This window comes from Candidatus Planktophila sp., assembly GCA_030681675.1.
In the GTDB taxonomy this organism is placed as follows: Bacteria; Actinomycetota; Actinomycetes; order Nanopelagicales; family Nanopelagicaceae; genus Planktophila.
On sequence record JAUXRP010000004.1, the window covers coordinates 14,127 to 34,607 of the forward strand.

The 20,481-nt window shown below is 47.1% G+C and carries 33 protein-coding genes; all 33 read right to left on the reverse strand.

Annotated elements, in window-relative coordinates; genetic code table 11:
* Positions 1–13: 13 nt before the first annotated feature.
* On the reverse strand, positions 14–1,615 hold the full coding sequence (locus Q8K48_01855; GenBank protein MDP1851142.1) for an ATP-binding cassette domain-containing protein: 1,602 nt from the start codon (positions 1,613–1,615) through the stop codon (positions 14–16).
* Positions 1,615–2,406: a tRNA pseudouridine(38-40) synthase TruA gene (gene truA, locus Q8K48_01860; GenBank protein ID MDP1851143.1), complete on the reverse strand. Its 792-nt coding sequence runs from the start codon at positions 2,404–2,406 to the stop codon at positions 1,615–1,617. Before truA ends, Q8K48_01855 begins: the two co-directional genes overlap by 1 nt.
* A gap of 27 nt (positions 2,407–2,433) precedes the next feature.
* A complete protein-coding gene (gene rplQ / locus Q8K48_01865; GenBank protein MDP1851144.1) occupies positions 2,434–2,799 on the reverse strand; it encodes a 50S ribosomal protein L17 in 366 nt (121 codons plus the stop codon).
* An 11-nt stretch (positions 2,800–2,810) separates the two neighbouring features.
* On the reverse strand, positions 2,811–3,824 hold the full coding sequence (locus Q8K48_01870; protein MDP1851145.1) for a DNA-directed RNA polymerase subunit alpha: 1,014 nt from the start codon (positions 3,822–3,824) through the stop codon (positions 2,811–2,813).
* Positions 3,825–3,931: 107 nt separating this feature from the next.
* On the reverse strand, positions 3,932–4,558 hold the full coding sequence (gene rpsD / locus Q8K48_01875; GenBank protein ID MDP1851146.1) for a 30S ribosomal protein S4: 627 nt from the start codon (positions 4,556–4,558) through the stop codon (positions 3,932–3,934).
* A gap of 16 nt (positions 4,559–4,574) precedes the next feature.
* The gene (gene rpsK / locus Q8K48_01880) at positions 4,575–4,991 is read right to left on the reverse strand and encodes a 30S ribosomal protein S11 (GenBank protein MDP1851147.1); all 417 of its coding nucleotides are present in this window, start codon (positions 4,989–4,991) and stop codon (positions 4,575–4,577) included.
* Positions 4,991–5,368: a 30S ribosomal protein S13 gene (rpsM, locus tag Q8K48_01885; protein MDP1851148.1), complete on the reverse strand. Its 378-nt coding sequence runs from the start codon at positions 5,366–5,368 to the stop codon at positions 4,991–4,993. Before rpsM ends, rpsK begins: the two co-directional genes overlap by 1 nt.
* A 106-nt stretch (positions 5,369–5,474) precedes the next feature.
* On the reverse strand, positions 5,475–5,588 hold the full coding sequence (gene rpmJ / locus Q8K48_01890; GenBank protein ID MDP1851149.1) for a 50S ribosomal protein L36: 114 nt from the start codon (positions 5,586–5,588) through the stop codon (positions 5,475–5,477).
* 17 nt (positions 5,589–5,605) lie between these two features.
* Positions 5,606–5,827, reverse strand: coding sequence for a translation initiation factor IF-1 (gene infA, locus Q8K48_01895; protein MDP1851150.1), 222 nt, complete (start codon positions 5,825–5,827; stop codon positions 5,606–5,608).
* Between the two features lie 114 nt (positions 5,828–5,941).
* The gene (locus Q8K48_01900) at positions 5,942–7,108 is read right to left on the reverse strand and encodes an MFS transporter (protein MDP1851151.1); all 1,167 of its coding nucleotides are present in this window, start codon (positions 7,106–7,108) and stop codon (positions 5,942–5,944) included.
* A 3-nt stretch (positions 7,109–7,111) separates the two neighbouring features.
* Positions 7,112–8,611 (reverse strand): tripartite tricarboxylate transporter permease, encoded by a 1,500-nt coding sequence (locus Q8K48_01905; protein ID MDP1851152.1) that lies wholly within the window; start codon positions 8,609–8,611, stop codon positions 7,112–7,114.
* A 5-nt stretch (positions 8,612–8,616) separates the two neighbouring features.
* The gene (locus Q8K48_01910; protein ID MDP1851153.1) at positions 8,617–9,117 is read right to left on the reverse strand and encodes a tripartite tricarboxylate transporter TctB family protein; all 501 of its coding nucleotides are present in this window, start codon (positions 9,115–9,117) and stop codon (positions 8,617–8,619) included.
* On the reverse strand, positions 9,118–10,245 hold the full coding sequence (locus Q8K48_01915; GenBank protein MDP1851154.1) for a tripartite tricarboxylate transporter substrate-binding protein: 1,128 nt from the start codon (positions 10,243–10,245) through the stop codon (positions 9,118–9,120).
* Between the two features lie 100 nt (positions 10,246–10,345).
* Positions 10,346–11,155 carry a type I methionyl aminopeptidase gene (gene map / locus Q8K48_01920; protein ID MDP1851155.1) on the reverse strand — a complete coding sequence of 270 codons (810 nt, stop codon included), beginning with the start codon at positions 11,153–11,155 and terminating at the stop codon, positions 10,346–10,348.
* 12 nt (positions 11,156–11,167) lie between these two features.
* Positions 11,168–11,797, reverse strand: coding sequence for an adenylate kinase (locus Q8K48_01925; GenBank protein ID MDP1851156.1), 630 nt, complete (start codon positions 11,795–11,797; stop codon positions 11,168–11,170).
* Positions 11,797–13,092 (reverse strand): preprotein translocase subunit SecY, encoded by a 1,296-nt coding sequence (gene secY / locus Q8K48_01930; protein ID MDP1851157.1) that lies wholly within the window; start codon positions 13,090–13,092, stop codon positions 11,797–11,799. The genes Q8K48_01925 and secY overlap by 1 nt, the downstream gene beginning before the upstream one ends.
* 41 nt (positions 13,093–13,133) lie before the next feature.
* On the reverse strand, positions 13,134–13,574 hold the full coding sequence (rplO, locus tag Q8K48_01935) for a 50S ribosomal protein L15 (protein ID MDP1851158.1): 441 nt from the start codon (positions 13,572–13,574) through the stop codon (positions 13,134–13,136).
* A gap of 2 nt (positions 13,575–13,576) precedes the next feature.
* Positions 13,577–13,759 carry a 50S ribosomal protein L30 gene (gene rpmD / locus Q8K48_01940; GenBank protein ID MDP1851159.1) on the reverse strand — a complete coding sequence of 61 codons (183 nt, stop codon included), beginning with the start codon at positions 13,757–13,759 and terminating at the stop codon, positions 13,577–13,579.
* Positions 13,759–14,265 (reverse strand): 30S ribosomal protein S5, encoded by a 507-nt coding sequence (rpsE, locus tag Q8K48_01945; GenBank protein ID MDP1851160.1) that lies wholly within the window; start codon positions 14,263–14,265, stop codon positions 13,759–13,761. Before rpsE ends, rpmD begins: the two co-directional genes overlap by 1 nt.
* A 116-nt stretch (positions 14,266–14,381) precedes the next feature.
* Positions 14,382–14,759, reverse strand: coding sequence for a 50S ribosomal protein L18 (gene rplR / locus Q8K48_01950; GenBank protein ID MDP1851161.1), 378 nt, complete (start codon positions 14,757–14,759; stop codon positions 14,382–14,384).
* Complete coding sequence (gene rplF / locus Q8K48_01955) at positions 14,759–15,298, reverse strand: 50S ribosomal protein L6 (protein MDP1851162.1); 540 nt, start codon at positions 15,296–15,298, stop codon at positions 14,759–14,761. Before rplF ends, rplR begins: the two co-directional genes overlap by 1 nt.
* Before the next feature lie 6 nt (positions 15,299–15,304).
* The gene (gene rpsH, locus Q8K48_01960; GenBank protein ID MDP1851163.1) at positions 15,305–15,709 is read right to left on the reverse strand and encodes a 30S ribosomal protein S8; all 405 of its coding nucleotides are present in this window, start codon (positions 15,707–15,709) and stop codon (positions 15,305–15,307) included.
* Positions 15,710–15,790: 81 nt separating this feature from the next.
* Entirely contained in the window at positions 15,791–15,976 is a 186-nt protein-coding gene (locus Q8K48_01965) for a type Z 30S ribosomal protein S14 (GenBank protein MDP1851164.1), read from the reverse strand.
* Positions 15,977–15,979: 3 nt separating this feature from the next.
* Positions 15,980–16,537, reverse strand: coding sequence for a 50S ribosomal protein L5 (gene rplE, locus Q8K48_01970; GenBank protein MDP1851165.1), 558 nt, complete (start codon positions 16,535–16,537; stop codon positions 15,980–15,982).
* Positions 16,537–16,848: a 50S ribosomal protein L24 gene (gene rplX / locus Q8K48_01975; GenBank protein ID MDP1851166.1), complete on the reverse strand. Its 312-nt coding sequence runs from the start codon at positions 16,846–16,848 to the stop codon at positions 16,537–16,539. The genes rplE and rplX overlap by 1 nt, the downstream gene beginning before the upstream one ends.
* Before the next feature lie 3 nt (positions 16,849–16,851).
* The gene (rplN, locus tag Q8K48_01980) at positions 16,852–17,220 is read right to left on the reverse strand and encodes a 50S ribosomal protein L14 (protein ID MDP1851167.1); all 369 of its coding nucleotides are present in this window, start codon (positions 17,218–17,220) and stop codon (positions 16,852–16,854) included.
* A 17-nt stretch (positions 17,221–17,237) separates the two neighbouring features.
* On the reverse strand, positions 17,238–17,507 hold the full coding sequence (gene rpsQ, locus Q8K48_01985) for a 30S ribosomal protein S17 (protein MDP1851168.1): 270 nt from the start codon (positions 17,505–17,507) through the stop codon (positions 17,238–17,240).
* Positions 17,507–17,725: a 50S ribosomal protein L29 gene (gene rpmC / locus Q8K48_01990; GenBank protein MDP1851169.1), complete on the reverse strand. Its 219-nt coding sequence runs from the start codon at positions 17,723–17,725 to the stop codon at positions 17,507–17,509. The genes rpsQ and rpmC overlap by 1 nt, the downstream gene beginning before the upstream one ends.
* Positions 17,726–18,139 (reverse strand): 50S ribosomal protein L16, encoded by a 414-nt coding sequence (rplP, locus tag Q8K48_01995; protein ID MDP1851170.1) that lies wholly within the window; start codon positions 18,137–18,139, stop codon positions 17,726–17,728.
* A gap of 1 nt (position 18,140) precedes the next feature.
* Positions 18,141–18,905, reverse strand: a complete 765-nt coding sequence (rpsC, locus tag Q8K48_02000; protein MDP1851171.1) for a 30S ribosomal protein S3 — start codon at positions 18,903–18,905, stop codon at positions 18,141–18,143.
* Complete coding sequence (gene rplV, locus Q8K48_02005) at positions 18,905–19,327, reverse strand: 50S ribosomal protein L22 (protein ID MDP1851172.1); 423 nt, start codon at positions 19,325–19,327, stop codon at positions 18,905–18,907. Before rplV ends, rpsC begins: the two co-directional genes overlap by 1 nt.
* Positions 19,320–19,604, reverse strand: coding sequence for a 30S ribosomal protein S19 (gene rpsS, locus Q8K48_02010; protein ID MDP1851173.1), 285 nt, complete (start codon positions 19,602–19,604; stop codon positions 19,320–19,322). Before rpsS ends, rplV begins: the two co-directional genes overlap by 8 nt.
* A 12-nt stretch (positions 19,605–19,616) precedes the next feature.
* Positions 19,617–20,450: a 50S ribosomal protein L2 gene (rplB, locus tag Q8K48_02015; GenBank protein MDP1851174.1), complete on the reverse strand. Its 834-nt coding sequence runs from the start codon at positions 20,448–20,450 to the stop codon at positions 19,617–19,619.
* Positions 20,451–20,481 lie beyond the last annotated feature (31 nt).

Genomic DNA, 20,481 nt, shown 5'->3' on the forward strand with positions numbered 1-20,481 from the left:
CAAAACCAGCCTATTAATGCTCAAAAACAGGCTCAGGGCTTTCGAAAACACGGCCATCACTGCCAAAGACTAGGAAACGAGAAAATCCTCGCGTGAACCAACGGTCGTGGGTCACGGATATTACTGTTCCTTCATAATGATCGAGGGCCGTTTCCAAGCTTTCAGCACTCGCCAAATCTAAATTATCGGTCGGCTCATCGAGTAGAAGCAAAGTTGAACCAGATAGCTCGAGTAAAAGGACTTGGAAACGTGCCTGCTGTCCACCAGATAGTGAGGCAAAGCGCTGTTCGGCTTGCTGGTCTATTTCATATTTTCGCAGAGCGCTCTTAGCCGGACCTAACTGCAGTGAGTACATCTGCCAAAGGATTTCGAGCAAGCTCTGAGATTCAAACTCTGGATGAGAATGCGTTTGAGCGAAGTAGCCAATCTCCACGCGGGCACCGATTTTAAAATTACCAGTGTATTTGACTGTGCTATCTCCTGATATTAAACGCAAGAAGTGAGATTTACCGGTTCCATTCTTACCTAGAACGGCGATGCGATCACCAAAAAAGACTTCGAAGTTAAAGCTCTGCGTTAATCCTTCAAGAATCAGATTTTCAAAAGTCAATGCACGTAAGCCCGTACGACCGCCGCGCAAACCGACTCGTACATCTTGTTCGATCGGTGGCGCTTGTGGCGGACCCACTTCTTGAAACTTTCGAAGTCGAGTCTGCATCGCATGATATTTATTTGCCATGTCCGGGCTGATTGCAGCCTGCACCTGGAGGGTGCGAACTAAATCTTTAAGCCGTTGGTGTTCTTGCTCCCAGCGAAGCAAAATTTCAGCAAATCGCGCATTTCTTGCCTTTCGCGCATCGTGCCATGTTGAAAACTTTCCACCGTGTACCCATGTTGTATTGCCAGATGCACCTTGCTCGAGAGTAACGATGCGATTGACAGTATTTTCTAGTAGTTCGCGATCGTGACTGATAAAGAAAACGGTTTTCTTAGTTGCGGTTATTACTTCTTCTAACCAGCGTTTAGAAGGAACATCTAAATAGTTATCGGGTTCATCTAATAGCAAAGTTTCATCTGGACCTTCAAGTAAAGCATTAAGTACTAATTTTTTCTGCTCTCCACCCGAAAGAGTATTTACTTCTCTCTTTGCAACTTCATCAAATGATTTACCGAGGGCAGCAGTGCAACATACATCCCACATAGTTTCATACTCATAGCCACCAACATCTCCCCATTCAATAATTGCTTGGGCATATGCCATCTGAGCTTTTTCAGTATCTTTTTCATGCATTTCAATCTCAGTTTTTTCGATATTTTCTGCAGCATCGCGAATTCTTTTAGGCGCAACTGATAAAAGCATTTGATGCACCGTTGTGTGATCTCGGACCGAACCTATGAACTGGCGCATTACTCCAAGGCCGCCGGAGATAGATACTTGACCAGAATCAGGCTGTAAATCACCGCTAATCATGCGAAATAAAGTAGTTTTGCCGGATCCATTTGCACCAATGAGTGCAACTTTCGCGCCGTCGCCTACACGAAAACTGACGTTATTTAAGAGCACCCGGCCATCTGAAAGCGCGTAATCGACACCGCTGACATCGATATGCCCCATTACCCGTTAACCATTTCTCCATTGTATTCAACTTGGCGCAGAGTTAGGCCCCTTGCGACAAAGACAAGTGAGTCAGGTACGCGCTCTTTATTGGCCAACATCGCAGAAATCCAGTCAAGATTATTTCGACCTTCTGCAACACAAACAACTGCGCCGACTAAGCTGCGCACCATTGAATAACAGAAGGCATCCGCGGCAATATCTGCGATTAGATAGCCCGCATCGTCACGGATCCAGTTGAAACGAATAAGGTTTCGAACTGTAGCTGCACCTTCTCGGAACTTACAATAAGCGGCAAAGTCATGGTTGCCTAAAAGTAATGCGCTTGCAGAGTTGAGAAGTTCTACATCAAGGCTGCGATACCAAGGTGCCACATCCAAGCGGTGAAGGGGTGATACGACCTGATTGGCATCTAAAATTTTGTAGGTATAACTTCGCAGGGTGGCAGAAAAACGGGCATGAAAACCTTTTTCCATGACTGTCACTTTTAGAATTCGAATATCATCTTCGAGCATTCGATTCAATTTAAAGAGTAGTTCTTTGATCTCGGAATTTTCAGGAATATCAACATGAATTACCTGCCCACTAGCATGTACTCCGGCATCGGTGCGACCAGCAACAACGGTTTCTATGGGGCTCTGCGTGATTTTTGCGAGCGCCGTTTCAATCTCTTCTTGAATTGTGCGTTGACCGGGCTGCTTTGCCCACCCTGCATAATTCGTTCCGTCGTACGCTAAATCGATCCGTAAACGAAGAAACCCACTCTCTGGGTAGAGAGTGGGCTCCGACATAAGAATATTTTTCTAAGGTGTTAAGGCTTAGTTATCTTTCTCAGTTAAAACTTCGATTACCGCCATTGGAGCGTTGTCGCCCTTACGTGGCCCAATCTTTGTAATGCGTGTGTATCCACCATTACGAGTTGCAAACCGAGGTCCGATAACAGTAAAGAGTGTATGGACTACACCCTTATTTGAAATCTGAGCCATAACTTGGCGACGGGCTGGAAGATCACCCTTCTTAGCAAAAGTAATTAACTTTTCGGCTAATGGACGCAGGCGCTTAGCCTTTGCCTCGGTTGTTGTGATCTTGCCGTGTTCGAACAACTGCTCTGCAAGAGTGCGTAGGAGTAAGCGCTCGTGTGATGGGCCTGAACCCAGACGAGGACCTTTACTTGGTGTTGGCATTTTCTTATCTCCTAGGCCTGCTCTGCTTCAACGAACTCGTCGTCTAGCGAAGCGTTGTAATTTTGGTGCTGAGTTGGATCAAATCCGACTGGGCTATCTTTCAAGTTCATCCCCATAGAGACAAGCTTGGCCTTTACCTCATCGATTGACTTTGATCCAAAGTTACGGATATCAAGCAAGTCAGCCTCTGAACGGTTAACAAGCTCCCCAACTGTATGAATGCCTTCGCGCTTCAAGCAGTTGTATGAACGTACTGTGAGATCTAGATCTTCTATTGGAAGTGCCATGTCCGCGGCAAGAGCTGCATCCATAACAGATGGCCCCATCTCGATACCTTCTGCTTCAAGATTGAGCTCGCGAGCAAGACCAAAGAGTTCAACTAATGTACGACCAGCTGATGCAACGGCATCGCGTGGCTTCATTGATGATTTTGTCTCAACATCGACTACAAGACGATCGAAATCGGTGCGCTGCTCAACGCGAGTGGCTTCAACGGCATACGTAACCTTGAGTACAGGTGAATAGATAGAGTCAACTGGAATGCGCCCGATCTCTGCGCCAGCCTGCTTGTTCTGAACTGCGGTGACATAACCACGGCCGCGCTCAACGGTAAGTTCGATCTCAAGAGATCCCTTGCCATTGAGAGTTGCTAAGTGGAGCTCTGGATTATGTACTTCAACGCCAGTTGGAACAGCGATATCGGCACCAGTAACTGGACCGGCACCAGACTTGCGGATATAGACGACGCTTGGCTCATCGTTATCGGATGAGAGCACCAAGTTCTTGATGTTCAAAACAATATCGGTGAGATCTTCTTTAACGCCTTCAAGAGTTGTGAACTCGTGAAGTGCTCCTGCAACGCGAATGCTTGTCACTGCCGCACCTGGAATAGATGAAAGCAATGTACGACGCATGCTGTTGCCAAGGGTGTATCCAAAGCCAGGCTCTAATGGCTCAATAATGAACCTTGAACGGGACTCAGAAATTACTTCTTCACTGAGGGTGGGACGTTGTGCAATTAGCACTGGTGCTCCTCTTCGTTTCGGGGAAATCCACTATTTGATTTCCACATTTGCCATACCTGTACTGCCCGCATGCCCGCTGAGTTTTAATGTCAGGGGCTTTTTAAAAATTACTTCGAGTAAAGCTCAACGATTAGCTGCTCTTGAACCTGGGTGTCGATGACTGCACGTGCAGGAACGCCGTGAATGATGATGCGCATCTGCGAACCAACGACCTCCATCCATGCCGGTACCGACTTCTCGCCAAGTTCTGCACTTGCCACGATAAATGGTGTGAGATCGAGTGACTTTGGAAGAACATCGATGATGTCCATTGGAGTCACACGGAATGAGGGAATATTTACCTTCTTGCCATTTACGAGAAAGTGACCGTGGCGCACTAGTTGGCGTGACATGTCACGACTCTTTGCAAATCCTGCGCGGAATACAACATTGTCAAGACGTGTCTCTAGAAGGACTAGAAGGTTCTCACCAGTCTTGCCCTGCTTGCGGTTTGCCTCTTCGTAGTAACCACGGAACTGCTTTTCGAGAACTCCGTAAATACGTGCGCACTTCTGCTTCTCACGCATCTGCAATAGGTACTCAGACTCTTTTGATCGACCACGGCCATGTTGACCAGGTGGATACGGTCGAGATTCGATTGGACATTTAGGTCCATCGCACTTGCTGCCCTTAAGGAAGAGCTTTACTTTTTCGCGACGGCAGCGCTTGCAGTCTGCTCCGGTATAACGAGCCATTTATTCTCTTCCTTCCCTAAACTCGACGAGGCTTGCATGGACGGCAACCATTGTGTGGAGCAGGTGTTACATCAGAGATGGCACCGACTTCCAAACCAGCTGCTTGCAATGAACGGATTGCAGTTTCACGTCCAGAGCCAGGGCCCTTAACGAAAACATCTACTTTCTTTAAGCCATGCTCCTGCGCGCGACGAGCAGCAGCTTCTGCTGCAAGCTGTGCTGCGAATGGAGTTGACTTACGTGAGCCCTTGAAACCAACTTGGCCAGATGAAGACCAAGAGATAACAGCACCTGATGGATCGGTTATAGAGATGATTGTGTTGTTGAAAGTGCTCTTAATAAAAGCCTTACCAACAGCGATGTTCTTCTTCTCTTTTTTACGAGTCTTTACTTTGCCCTTTGTTGCGGCAGTCTTTGACTTAGGAGCGGCCATTACTTAGTCACCTTCTTCTTACCTGCAATTGCCTTACGAGGACCCTTACGTGTACGCGCATTTGTGTGTGTGCGCTGACCACGAACAGGAAGTCCCTTACGGTGACGAATTCCCTGGTAGCTCTGGATTTCAACTTTGCGACGGATGTCGCCAGAAATTTCACGACGAAGATCACCTTCGATTTTGAAGTTTGCTTCGATGTATTCGCGAAGTTTTGCGAGCTCAGGCTCCTGCAAATCCTTAACGCGTGTATCTGGACTTATGCCAGTTTCAGCTAGCGTTTTTTGAGAACGAGTAAGACCCATTCCAAAGATGTAAGTGAGTGCGATTTCAACGCGTTTTTCGCGTGGAAGATCGACACCGACGAGACGTGCCATGTATCTACCTATCTGTATCTGGAGGTCCTCCGCTGCACTGTTCTCTGGCCTACCAGTCCAAAGGTCTTCTAGTTGTCTAGAAGTCGTACAACGAGTTAGTTACTACTTAGCCTTGACGTTGCTTGTGACGAAGATTTTCGCAAATGACCATGACGCGACCCTTGCGGCGAATGACTTTGCACTTATCGCAAATCTTCTTGACGCTTGGATTAACCTTCATGTCTTTGTGCTCCTTCGTTACTTATAACGATAAATAATTCGACCCTTTGTAAGGTCATACGGACTCATTTCCACGATCACACGGTCAGCAGTTAAAATACGAATGTAGTTCTTCCGCATTTTGCCACTGATGTGAGCGAGGACTTTATGCCCATTAGTTAGTTCCACACGAAACATCGCGTTAGGTAAAGCTTCAGAAACAGTGCCTTCCATTTCGATGGCGCCATCTTTGCTAGCCAATCTGTACCTACAATTCTGTTTGAGCGTAAAACAAGCGAAGTTGTAGTTTAGAGGTCAGTCCTGAATAAGGGAAATCGACCAAGGTGAATTACACAAATGTAACTCAGACCACAATTATTGGCGTTTTACGGAGAAAATCGAGCTCCCGAGGAGGACAGAAAGGCCAATAAAGACAGCCCCAGCACCGGAGGCGGCGGCGACAATACCTGCAGCTGCCGGGACTATGAACTGTCCTAACCGGTTGCCCATCAATCGCGCAGAGACTGCCAAGGCGCGTTCCTCGGGTTGTGTTTTTTGGGCAACCAATGACATCGTCAATGGTTGCCCAATACCCAAAGAAAATCCTGCTATGAAAACTATAACCGCGAGTGAGATAGCGCTCTTTGCAAATGCCATCGCCCCACATGCAATCAGCGAAATTAATGTGCTCCACATCAATAATTGATATGTCGAAAATCGCTCACTCAATCGGCCAAGAAAAATCCGGGACATCATGGTTGTGCCGGCACGCAATGCCAAAATAATTCCAACTGCATAAGGTGAGAAATTGTTCTCGCTTCCATATAACGGCAGGAAGACTACAAGCACATCCGCAGTTGCAGATATGGCCAAAGAAATATAGATCGCTGCCAAAATTCCAGGCTTTCGAACCAATCTCATTGCCGCAGAATAGGTTCCTTCATCATTAGTTTTAGCCTCCACCGATGGTCGCTCGCGACGCCAGTTCAGAACAGGAACTAAAGCTGCAATTGATAGAACGGCAGCTAAAAGAAAGGCGCTCGAAGTGGACTTGGGCAAAGTTCCATTAGATCCAGCAATTACCGTTGCAAGGAGCGGCCCAATCATATGTCCAACAGACGCGCTAAATGTGTAATAGCCAAAGTAGCGGTCATAGTTTTCTCGTGGCGTGCGAAGTGCGACCATTGTTTGTCCACCAAGCATGCACGCTAAATGCGCGACACCCGCTAATGAAGTTGCAAAGGCTAGAAGAACTAATGAATTTGAGAAAACTAAGAGGAGAGAAGTGAGAATCATTGTGATTGTTCCAGCAATAATAAACTTTCCTTCTCCAAGACGTCCTACTAAACGGCCAAACTGTAATGCAAGTAAAACGGGAAAGAGTGCATAAACTGCGGCAATTAATCCGACTTGAGCGGCGTTAGCATCTAGTTCGAGGGCTCGATACGTAATCATCGGGCGCAGTACATAAATCGTAGCTTGCGTCAATGTAGAGCAGAGTAATAATGGCTTAGCCCAGGGTAAAAGTTTTTCGCTTGACATTAATTACTTTTTAACTGCGAATTTTTTCTTAAAGTTCCACACTACTGGTCCTATAATCACTAAAAACAGGGTGGCATAAATAACTTTGGGGAAACCGCCAGCAATCAAAATATGCCAATCTCCTTGGCTTATTTGCAGTGAGCGTTTGAAATATAGTTCGGCTAAAGGTCCGAGGATGACGCCGATTATCAACGGAGTTATAGGTACGCCAAAGCGTCGAAATAGATAGCCAATAAAGCCCACGGCAAGAGCGACTTGTAAATCAAAAGTTGAGTTATTGAGCGCGTAAGCACCTAAAAGTGCAAAAGTTGTAATACCGGCGTATAGATAGTGGCTAGGAATTTTAAGAAGTAAGACCCAAAAACGTATGAGAGGCAAATTTAGCACTAGAAGAAGTGCGTTACCGATAAATAAAGACGCAATCAATCCCCAGACGATTTCGGGGTTTGTTTGAAATAACATTGGTCCAGGTTGAATATTAAAAGATTGAAAGGCAACGAGAACAACGGCGGCAGTAGCCGACGTTGGCAACCCAAGTGCCAACATCGGAACTAAGACTCCTGCAGCGTTGGCATTGTTAGCTGCTTCAGGTCCTGCAACACCTTCGATTGCACCTTTACCAAACTCACCTTTATTTTTAGATAGCGCTTTTTCAACGCCATAACTTAAAAATGTTGGGACCTCTGATCCACCCGCAGGAATCACTCCAAGTGGGAAACCAATCGCCGTTCCACGTAGCCATGGTTTCCATGAACGACGAAAATCATCTTTCGTCATCCAGGCTTTGCCTTTCATCGCTAGAACCTCTACAGGCACCAGTGAATGACGACTAGCTAAGTAAAGAGCTTCGCCGAGTGCGAAGATTGCGACAATTACCGTAACGGTTTCTATTCCATCGATTGCATTGAGATTTCCGAAAGTTAAGCGCAACGCGCCTGATTGCAGATCGGCACCAACTAAACCAATTACTAGGCCAACGGCCAATGCGACCAGCCCTCTGATTCGAGAGGCACCAAGCAGGGTTCCCACTGTTGCAAAGGCCAAAATTATTAATGACAAATAACCTGCCGGTTGAATGGTGAGGGCAAATTCGGCCAGCGTCGGAGCACCAAATGCGAGCAATAAGGTGGCAATAGTTCCAGCTACAAAGGATCCGATTGCAGCTGTTGCAAGGGCGGCACCGGCACGGCCGGCCTTAGCCATCTTGTTGCCCTCTAACGCTGTAATTACCGATCCGCTTTCCCCGGGAGTATTGAGCAAAATCGACGTTGTTGAGCCGCCATACATCGCACCGTAATAAATCGCTGCAAACATAATCAGAGCTGACGTTGGATTAACCGTCAAGGTAATCGGCAGCAAAAGTCCGATTGCTAAAGCAGGTCCAATACCTGGCAAAACGCCGACAAGGGTTCCGAGAAAAGTTCCTAGAAGCCCAAACATTAAATTAGTTGGGGTGAATGCAGTTTGGAAGCCATCCATTAACATTGCAAAACTATTTCCCATAACTATTAACCTAAAATCCCTTCAAAAAAACCGGAGGGCAGATTTATATTTAAACCTTTAGTAAAGGAAAAATAGACGATTCCTGCAAAAACTAAACTTATTCCAAAGTCCTTGAGGTATTTACGTGAACCGAATGCAAAAGCTACTCCCCAAAAACAGAGAGTTGCGGCAACAACATAACCTGCGATCTCCAATAAAATTACGTGTAAGCCGATAGCCGTTGCCAAGATTGCCATTGTTTTAAAATTTGCTGGAACAAATTGGTCTCCAGGTTCATTCCCATCCGGAGTTGCATAACGTCCGCGTAAAACTTCAAGTATCAACGCTAAGCCAACGAGTGAAGTGAAAAATGCAACCATATATGGGAAGGCTTGCGGGCTAACAATCGATGAACCCTGAGGTATATCCATCTTTGAGGTATCCCATGCGACGAAAATACCAAGCAAGAAGAGAGAGCTGGCAAATACCAACTCTCCCTTTCCTTGCTTAGAAATCTTTGAAATCAATTAGATTCCAAGACCCTTCATTACTCCATTGATTTCTGGGATGTGCTTTTCAAGGAATGACTTAAAGTCCATTCCCGCTGCGAATTCGTTATCCCAGTTGTTCTTTACTAACTGCGCCTTCCATGATGGAGAGACATGCATGATGTCGATTACCTTAATAAAGTTTAGATAATCGGCCTTTGAGAGATCAGCCGGAGCCATGATTCCGCGCCAGTTTCCGTAAACCAAGTCATATCCTTGCGAAACAAAGGTTTTTCCCTTGAATCCAGATAACTTCTTAGCCGATGAAACTCCAAGAACACGGAGTTTTCCAGATGCAACAAATGCTGCAAACTCTGCAGAGCCTGAAATACCAACTTGAGTAGAGTTACTCAAAAGAGAAGTTACAACTTCAGGTCCACCTGAGAAAACTACGTAATTCAATTTAGTTGGATCGATTCCTGCTGTTTGAGCAAGGAGACCGATTACCTGGTGATCAATTCCGCCTTTGCTTCCACCAGCAATTGCTACACCATTTGGCTTTGCTTTTAAGTCATCCATTAACTGATTAAGTGTGCGGTACTTAGATGAAGCGGGAACAACAATTGCATCGTATTCACGCAAAACTTTGGCAATTGGAGTTGAGCTCAGAAGATTGAGTGTGGATTTATTTGAATACATGCCACCTGTTAATGCGATTCCAACAACTAAGGCCGCCTCAGGCTTACCTTTGATCTCTTGGAAAGCCGCAAGTCCAACAGAACCACCTGCGCCTGGCTTAAATGAAGATGTGTAATCACCAAGTAACTCCTCGGCTTTGAGCGCATCGCTTATTGCACTACTCGTTAGGGAGTATCCACCAGGGTTAGCGGGAACGGTCCAATCAATATTCTTAAGCGCTTTAACATCTTTGTACCACCATTTTGTCTGGCCCTTATAAGAACCATTTGGCACTACTAAACATGTTAGATCGGTGCCATCTACTCCACGGCCCTTTGCAACTTTGCCAATTTTGGCAGCTGCCGCAGTGCAGTCATCCCCAACCATTGCTTTATAAGCTGGCTTGATCGCGGCCTGAGACAGGCCTACGCTGCTTACGAGCATTGCGGCGACTGCCACGGCCGTTCCGATGCGTGCTACTTTTTTCATTAATTTCTCCATCGCTTTTTCCCCCGAGGGTGAGGGCTTAGGTAAATTTACTAGAATTGTGTTAATTATCTATAAAAATTCATAACGTACGTATAACTATTTATAGTAAATCTGAGATTTCCACACCAAAGCGATTGAGTTGAGATAGTCCACCGTCGATAGCGGTCAATACAAATGGCTTACCATCTGGGCATATTGCGTAGGTGTGTTCGAAATGCGCGCCTCGTGATTTATCTACCGATACAACTGTCCAATCATCGCTCAATACCTTTGTGCGCCCCGATCCACGTGTAATCATTGGCTCTATTGCTAAGACAAGCCCAGGGGCAATCTCAGGACCTTGGCCGGCCTTGCCAAAATTTAAAATATGGGGTTCTTGATGCATCTCTGTACCGATTCCATGCCCACCATATTCTCTCAGGATTCCATACTTACCTTGCGAATTCGTGTACTGCTCGATCGCATAACCAATGTCAGTTAACTTGGCACCGTTTTTGCCAGCGGCGATTCCACACCACATGGATTCTTCGCAAACATCCATGAGCTTTTGATCGGCTGGATCTACGCTACCTATACCGATAGAAAAAGCTGCATCCCCATGCCATCCATCGACAATTGCACCACAATCTATTGAGACAACATCACCCTCATTAATAATCCGAGGACCAGGAATTCCATGAACAATCTCATCATTGATTGACACGCAGATTGTGGCGGGAAATCCATGGTAATTCAAGAAGTTTGATGTTGCACCGGCGCGTTTGATAACTGCCGCTGCAATTACATCAAGTGCATCGGTCGTCATTCCACCTTTAATCGCGTCCCTTATTGCCTGATGTATTTGGGCAACAACCAAACCGGCACGACGCATTATTTTTAATTCATCTAGTGTTTTTATTTGGATCGCCACAAATATTTTCCTTTACGAAACACGGTTCAGAGCCGAGATTGCACGCTCAGTTATCTCTTCTACGGTACCGCTTGCACTGACTGTAATGAGCAAACCCTCGTTGCGATAGAAGGAAATGATCGGCGAAGTCTGTTCTTGATAGACCTCAAGACGGCGAGAAATAACCTCTACTTTGTCATCTTCGCGCTGATAGACATCTCCGCCACAGTTTGGGCATATGTCATTATTTACAGTGGGTAATCCACAGTCTTTACATGTTCTACGACTTGATAAACGAGCGATTATTTCATCATTGTCGATAGATAGTTCAAGGACTGCCGTTAGTGGAGTCAATTTTTCCGCTAAATTTGCTCGCAAAACTTCGGCCTGCAAAACATTTCGTGGAAAGCCATCTAAGAGAAAACCATTTGCAAGATCCTCCTCAAGCAAGCGAGCCTTAACCATCTCATTGGTAACTGAATCTGGTACTAATTCGCCGCGATCCATGAAACTCTTTGCTTCAATCCCCAATGGAGTTCCAGCTTTCAAATTGCTCCGAAAAATATCACCCGTTGCGATATGCGGAATTGAATAGTGCGCCGCTAGGAATTGTGCCTGTGTTCCCTTACCAGCGCCTGGTGGACCTACCAGGACAAGGCGCATTACTTCAGGAATCCCTCATAGGAACGCTGCTGCAACTGTGACTCAATCTGCTTTGCAGTATCAAGGCCTACACCAACAACAATTAAGATCGCCGTTCCGCCGAATGGGAAGTTCTGCGTCGCACCAAAGAGCACCAGTGCCCCAATTGGAATAACGGCAACTAAAGCAAGGTATAGAGAGCCAGGGGCGGTAATACGTGAGAGCACATACTGCAGATACTCAGATGTAGGGCGGCCTGCACGAATTCCAGGAATAAATCCACCGTACTTCTTCATATTATCTGCTACCTCATCTGGGTTGAAAGTAATTGCAACATAGAAGTAAGTAAAGAAAATGATGAGACCTGCATAGGTAAGTACATAAATAATATTGTCACCATTTACAAAGTTACGACTAATCCATATCGCCCATGCTGATTGGCTATTTGTGAAGTTAACAATAAGTGAAGGAATATAAAGTAAAGAGGAAGCGAAAATAACTGGAATTACGCCGGCCTGGTTAACTTTAATAGGTATGTAGGTGCTGGTTCCGCCATAGGATTGACGTCCAACCATGCGCTTTGCATACTGCACTGGAATACGACGCTGTGCCTGTTCAACAAAGACAACTGCTGCAACGACTAGAACACCAACGGCCATAACGAATGAGAAAGCAAAGAGACCCTTTTGAAGTTTGATGGACCACAGTTGACTTGGAAAACCTGCCGCAATAGATGTGAAAATCAAGATTGACATACCGTTACCAACACCTCGATCTGTGATGAGCTCACCTAGCCACATGATGACGGAAGTTCCGGCGGTCATTACAAAGATCATTGTGACAATTCGCGACCATGAAGTATCTGGAATGATGGCCAAATCGCAGCCTGAAATCAAACGGCCTGGTGTTCGCGCAACCGCAATTAGTCCAGTGGACTGCAAAATCGCAAGACCGATTGTTAAGTAGCGCGTGTACTGGGTTAACTTTGCAGTTCCTGACTGACCCTCATTTTTAAGTGTTTCGAAACGAGGAATAACTACGGTAAGTAATTGAATAATAATTGAGCTAGTGATGTAAGGCATGATGCCAAGTGCAAAAACCGAAAGCTGGAGAAGTGCTCCACCGCTAAATAAATTTATTAGGCCGAAGAGACCACCTGATTCAACAGTGGCCAAGCACTGCTGAACGTTTGAGTATGACACGCCTGGAGTTGGAACAACTGAGCCAAAGCGGAATAGCGCCATGATGGAGAGGGTGAAGAAGATCTTCCTACGTAGGTCAGGTGTCCTAAAGGCCATTGCGAATGCTGAAAGCATTGATCTTCTCCACTCTTTCTATCTATTAAATGGTACTTTGATTAAAGAACGGTGGTTTTTCCGCCGGCAGCTGCGATTTTATCTACCGCAGTTGTTGAGAATGCATGTGCCGTGACGTTTACCTTTACATCGATATCGCCATTGCCTAACACCTTAACGGGAAGAGAGTCACGAACTGCACCTTTAGCAATTAGATCTGCAACAGTTACATCGCCACCCTTAGGGAATAGCGCGTTTATTGTTGAGACATTAACTGCCTGGTACTCAATACGAGCAGGGTTCTTGAAGCCGCGAAGCTTAGGTAAACGCATTACGAGAGGTAGCTGTCCGCCTTCGAAACCTGCACGAACCTGATTACGGGCACGAGTTCCTTTGCCACCACGACCTGCTGTCTTACCCTTTGATGCCTCACCGCGACCCTTACGAGTTTTAGCTTTCTTAGCTCCTGGGGCTGGACGAAGATGATGAAGTTTTAATGTCATCGTTATTCAACCTCCTCAACTGTGATCAAGTGACGAACTGCGTAGACCATTCCGCGAATCTCTGGACGGTCTTCTTTAACAACAACATCGTTAATGCGCTTAAGGCCCAATGAACGAAGTGTGTCGCGTTGCTCTGGCTTGTTTCCAACTTTCGAGCGAATCTGAGTAACTTTTAAACGTGGCATTAGACACCTACTGTGATCTGTGAAGCGCGGATAATTGCAGCTGGTGCAACATCTTCTAATGGAAGACCACGTCGAGCAGCGATTTGCGCTGGGCTCTCAAGCATCTTTAACGCTGCAACAGTGGCGTGAACCATATTGATTGCATTGTTGGATCCAAGTGACTTAGTCAATACATCCGTGATGCCTGCACATTCAAGTACTGCACGCACTGGTCCACCGGCAATTACTCCGGTACCTGGGCTAGCTGGGCGAAGTAGAACTACGCCAGCTGCAGTCTCTCCTTGTACTGAGTGTGGAACAGTTCCTTGAATACGTGGAACAGTAAAGAAGGATTTCTTAGCCTCTTCTACTGCCTTTGCAATCGCTTGTGGAACTTCCTTTGACTTTCCGTAACCAATTCCAACCTGACCATTGCCGTCACCGACGACAACGAGAGCAGTGAATGAGAAACGACGTCCACCCTTTACAACTTTAGATACGCGGTTAATAAATACAACGCGCTCCATAAATGGGTTTTTTTCTTTTTCGCGATCATCGCGACGTTCGCGGCGTTCACCACGACCTTTACCCGCACCAGCGCGATCATTTCCTGCAGGAGCTGCAGTAGTTGGATTAGCGGCCATTAGAACTCCAATCCATTCTCTCGTGCACCATCAGCAACTGCTGCAATGCGTCCGTGATACTTATTACCGGCGCGATCAAAAACGACAGTATCGATTCCGGCAGTCTTAGCGCGTGTTGCAATTAATGCACCTACCGCCTTCGCCTTAGCGCTCTTGTCAGCTTTATCGTTACGGAAATCTGCCTCCATCGTTGAGGCGAAGGCAAGTGTCTTGCCGATAGTGTCATCGATTACTTGAACGAACAAGTGACGTGACGAGCGTGAAACGACTAAACGTGGACGTGCTGGGGTACCCGAGACCTTTTTGCGAACTCGGAAAGCACGACGGGCGCGGGCATTTGTTGCCGAGCCTTTGCGGACCTTTACTCCAATAGCCATTACTTCTTACCCGTCTTTCCTTGCTTGCGGCGAACAACTTCACCTGAGATGCGTAAGCCCTTGCCCTTATATGGATCGGCCTTACGAAGCTTCTTTACCTTGGCAGCAACTTCTCCAACTTTTTGCTTATCAATTCCAATGATTTGGAACTTAGTTGGCGACTCAACTTTGAAGGTGATTCCAGAAGGTGCTGGGAAATCAATGTTGTGGCTATATCCAAGTTGGAACTCAAGGTTTGCACCCTTTTCAGCGACACGATAACCAACGCCTACGATTTCAATTGTGGTTGCATATCCATTTGTAACTCCCTCAACCATGTTCGCAACTAATGTGCGAGAAAGGCCGTGAAGCGAGCGAGTTAAGCGCTCTTCATTTGGACGAGCAACGGTGATGACGCCCTCTGTTTGTGACACTTGAATTGGCTCGGCAACGTTGAGCGAGAGAGATCCCTTAGGACCCTTTACTGAAACGTTCTGGCCAGCAATTGTAATTTCGACGCCACTTGGGACGGCGATTGGCATACGACCGATACGGGACATTAGCGATCACCACACATAGGCGAGAACTTCTCCGCCTACGCCCTGTTTATTGGCTTGCTTATCAGTAAGCAATCCAGATGAGGTTGAAATGATTGCAACGCCTAATCCACCAAGTACTTTTGGTAGAGCTGTTGACTTTGCGTACACGCGAAGTCCTGGCTTGCTTACACGGCGTAAACCAGCGATTGAACGCTCTCGGTTTGCGCCAAACTTAAGATCAAGAACTAGGTTCTTAACTACTCCATCTTCTGCTTCATCAACGCGATATGCAGCGATGTATCCCTCTTGTTGAAGGATCGCTGCAATTCGAACCTTGACCGATGAAGACGGCATTGAAACCGAATCATGGTAGGCAGAGTTCGCATTGCGCAGACGAGTCAGCATGTCTGCGATCGGATCTGTCATTGTCATACGTGGCCTCGTGGCCTTTCTCGAACTGGTTTCCTTCTCGGACCTATTTCGTTGTAGTGGGTTGGATAAAAAAGGGTGGGGTTACCAGGATGCTTTCGTGATGCCAGGAAGTTCACCACGGTGCGCCATTTCACGGAAGCACACGCGACAAATTCCAAACTTTTGGTACACAGCGTGTGGACGACCACATCGGCTGCATCGGGTATAGCCGCGAACCTTGAACTTAGGTTTGCGAGCTGCTTTGACGACCAGTGATGTTTTTGCCATCTCTTATGCCTCCCTAAATGGAAAACCAAGGGCTTTTAATAGCGCGTGGCCTTCTGCATCATTCTTTGCTGTAGTAACGAAGGTGATATCCATTCCACGTGGACGATCGATTTTGTCCTGTTCGATCTCTGGGAACACAACCTGCTCGGTGAGACCGAATGTGTAGTTTCCTTTTCCATCAAACTGCTTTGGAGATAGACCGCGGAAGTCACGGATACGTGGAAGTGAGATAGAGAGCAAGCGATCTGCAAACTCCCACATGCGGTCTCCACGAATTGTTACGTGTGCGCCAATTGGCTGACCCTCACGAAGTTTGAACTGTGCAATTGATTTGCGAGACTTAGTAACTTGTGGCTTTTGTCCAGTGATAGTTGCTAAGTCGCGGATTGCACCTTCAATAAGTTTTGAATCACGAGCTGCATCGCCAACGCCCATGTTGACCACAATCTTGGTCAGATTTGGAATCTGCATCACGTTCTTGTAACCGAATTGAGTTTTTAGTGCAGGAGCGATTGCGCTCTTGTATTTGCTCTTAAGACGTACATCTAAATCTGTAGACATTAGATGTCCTTTCCGGTGCGACGTGAGATTCGAACATTCTTGCCCTCGTCATCTTTACGAGAGCCAATGCGTGATGCCTTGCCATCAGAATCTGCGACCATGACATTTGAAATGTGAATTGCAGCCTCCATCGTGACGATTCCGCCGACTTTAACGCCGCGATCTCCAGTTGACTCTTTAGTGTGGCGCTTTTGGCGATTCACACCTTCGATGAGGATTCGCTCCCCATCCACGGAAAGAACTTTTCCAGTAATGCCTTTATCTTTTCCGGCGATAACCAAAACAGTGTCATTCTTCTTAATCTTTGCCATTTTTTATAGCACCTCCGGAGCTAGCGAGATGATCTTCATAAACTTTTTATCGCGAAGTTCGCGTGCAACTGGTCCGAAGATACGGGTTCCACGTGGTTCGCCATCGGCTTTCAAGATCACAGCGGCATTCTCATCAAATTTAATGTAAGAGCCATCTGGACGACGACGCTCTTTGACTGTGCGAACGATGACGGCCTTAACGACCTCACCCTTCTTTACTTGTCCACCAGGGATTGCATCCTTGACGGAACATACGATGATGTCTCCGATACCGGCATAACGGCGCTTGGATCCACCGAGCACACGGATACAGAGAAGCTCTTTAGCTCCAGTGTTATCCGCAACGCGTAGGCGCGACTCTTGTTGAATCATTTCTTATCCACCAGCCCTTACTTGGCCTTCTCGAGAATCTCAACTAAACGCCAGCGCTTTGTCGCTGAGAGTGGTCGAGTTTCCATGATGAGTACACGATCGCCCATGCCGGCAGTATTTGCCTCGTCATGTGCCTTTAACTTATGTGAGCGTGAGAGAACCTTTGAGTACATACCGTGCTTTACACGATTTGATACCTCGACAGTGATGGTTTTATCCATCTTGTCACTCACGACTACGCCTTCACGAACCTTGCGGAATCCGCGATCTTCATTAGCTGTTTCCATTAGGCAGCTCCCCCGATTCCTAGTTCGCGCTCGCGCATAATTGTGTAGACGCGTGCAATCTCTTTACGTACCGCACCTAAACGGCCATGGCTTTCAAGTTGACCGGTTGCAGCTTGAAAACGAAGATTAAATAACTCTTCCTTCATTTCGCGCACTTTGTCAGTTAACTCCTCGGCCGATAATTGGCGCAACTCTTCAGTTGTAGTTGTAGTAGCCACTTATGCCTCCTCACGCTTCACAACACGACATTTCATTGGAAGTTTATGTATTGCAAGACGCATCGCTTCATTAGCGACAGCTTCAGTTACGCCTGAGATTTCAAACATCACGCGACCGGGCTTTACGTTTGCAATCCACCACTCCGGTGAACCCTTACCTGAACCCATGCGAGTTTCAGCTGGCTTCTTAGTGATTGGACGATCTGGATAAATATTGATCCAAACCTTTCCACCACGTTTGATGTAACGAGTCATTGCGATACGAGCGGCTTCAATCTGACGGTTAGTTACGTATGCAGGCTCTAAAGCTTGAATACCAAAATCACCGAAAGCAACTGCGCTTCCGCCCTTTGTTGCACCACTACGTGAAGGGTGGTGCTGCTTGCGGTGCTTAACGCGACGTGGAATTAACATATTAGTTAGCTCCTTCGACTACAGCCGCTGGCTTGGTAATAGTTACCTCACCACGCGCTGGACGTGGAGGACGTGGTCCGCGTCGCTCTGGCTTTGGTGCGCGAGCTTCAGCTAACGCTGTTGCTGCACGCTCTGCACGTGAACCAATAATCTCACCCTTATAGATCCAGACCTTTACACCTAAGCGACCGAAAGTAGTAGCCGCTTCGTAGAAGCCGTAATCGATATCGGCACGAAGTGTGTGCAGTGGGACGCGACCTTCGCGGTAGAACTCTGAGCGAGACATTTCGGCCCCACCAAGACGACCACCACACTGAACACGAATGCCCTGTGCGCCTGCCTTCATCGCAGATTGCATTGACTTCTTCATTGCGCGACGGAATGAAACACGGGCAGCTAACTGCTCGGCAATTCCCTGTGCAACAAGTTGTGCATCAATCTCTGGGTTCTTCACTTCAAGAATGTTTAACTGAACTTGCTTGCCAGTTAACTTCTCAAGACGCTGGCGCAAGATATCTGCCTCTTGGCCACGACGACCAATAACAATTCCTGGACGAGCAGTATGTAGATCGATACGGACACGATCGCGTGTGCGCTCGATTTCAATTCGAGATACGCCAGCGCGCTCCATACCCTTCTGCATCATGCGACGGATTTCGACATCTTCCTTGACGTAATCCTTGTACAACTTGTCTGCATACCAACGTGACTTAAATTCAGTTGTAATGCCGAGACGGAAGCCGTGTGGGTTTACTTTTTGACCCATTACTTGGTCGCTCCCTTCTTGTTCAGAGTTTTAGAAGCGATTTTCATGTCGCTTACTGCAACTGAGATGTGTGATGAACGCTTCAAGATACGGAATCCGCGACCTTGAGCACGTGGACGAAAGCGTTTCATTGTTCGGCCCTCGTCAACGAGAGCTTCAACTACCCATAGCTCTGAAGCATCACGGATCGCTGGGTTTTTCGCCTTTGCATTTGCAACGGCACTGTTAAGAAGTGTGTACACATCGCTACCTGCAGCTTGTGGAGCAAACTTTAAAATCGAAAGTGCTTGATCGGCACGTTGTCCACGAATGAGATCGACGATACGTCGAGCCTTTTGTGGTGTGTGGCGAATGTCGCGCAAAACTGCGCGAGCAATTAATGGAGCCTGAGTACTCTCTAGTTCCGGCGTTGTATTAGGCACGTGTTGCTCTCCGATCTTCGCCCTTGACGTGACCACGGAAGGTACGTGTTGGTGAGAACTCACCAAGCTTGTGTCCAACCATCGCGTCGGTAATGAAAACTGGGATGTGCTTGCGGCCATCATGTACTGCGATGGTGTGTCCGATCATTGAAGGAATGATCATTGAGCGACGTGACCAGGTCTTAATCACGTTCTTGGTATTGGCATCGTTTTGAGCATCTACCTTCTTGAGTAGATGTCCATCAACGAATGGACCCTTCTTGAGACTTCTTGGCATGAGGGCTCCTACCTACCGCTTCTTATTCGTTTTGCGACGACGGACAATCAATGAATCTGATGCTTTCTTCTTACGAGTGCGGCCTTCAGGCTGACCCCAAGGTGTCACTGGGTGACGGCCTCCGGAAGTCTTACCTTCTCCACCACCGTGTGGGTGATCTACTGGGTTCATAACAACTCCGCGAACAGATGGGCGCTTGCCCTTCCAACGCATGCGACCGGCTTTTCCGTAGTTGATATTGGACTGCTCAGCATTTCCAACTTCTCCAACAGTTGCACGGCACCTAACATCGACGTTGCGAATTTCACCAGATGGCATACGAAGTTGCGCGAGTGCACCCTCTTTTGCAACCAGCTGAACTGAGGCTCCAGCTGAGCGAGCAATCTTTGCTCCTCCGCCTGGACGAAGTTCAATTGCATGAACGACGGTACCTACTGGAATATTGCGAAGTGGCAGGTTATTGCCAGGCTTAATATCTGCCTTTGGGCCGTTTTCAACGGTTGCACCCTGCTCTAATTTATTTGGTGCGATGATGTAACGCTTTTCGCCATCTGCATAGTGCAGAAGTGCAATACGTGCGGTGCGATTTGGGTCGTACTCAATGTGAGCGACCTTTGCTGGCACACCATCTTTATCATTGCGAATAAAATCGATGAGGCGGTAGGCACGCTTGTGACCTCCACCTTGGTGGCGAATAGTGATACGTCCTGCATTGTTGCGGCCACCCTTTGAGTGGATTGGACGAACAAGTGACTTCTCAGGTGTTGAACGTGTGAGTTCAGCAAAATCTGGAACGCTTGCGCCGCGTTGACCCGGGGTCGTTGGCTTTAATTTACGAAGTGCCATGATGATCCTTTTCTCTTAGAAGTCCAGTTCC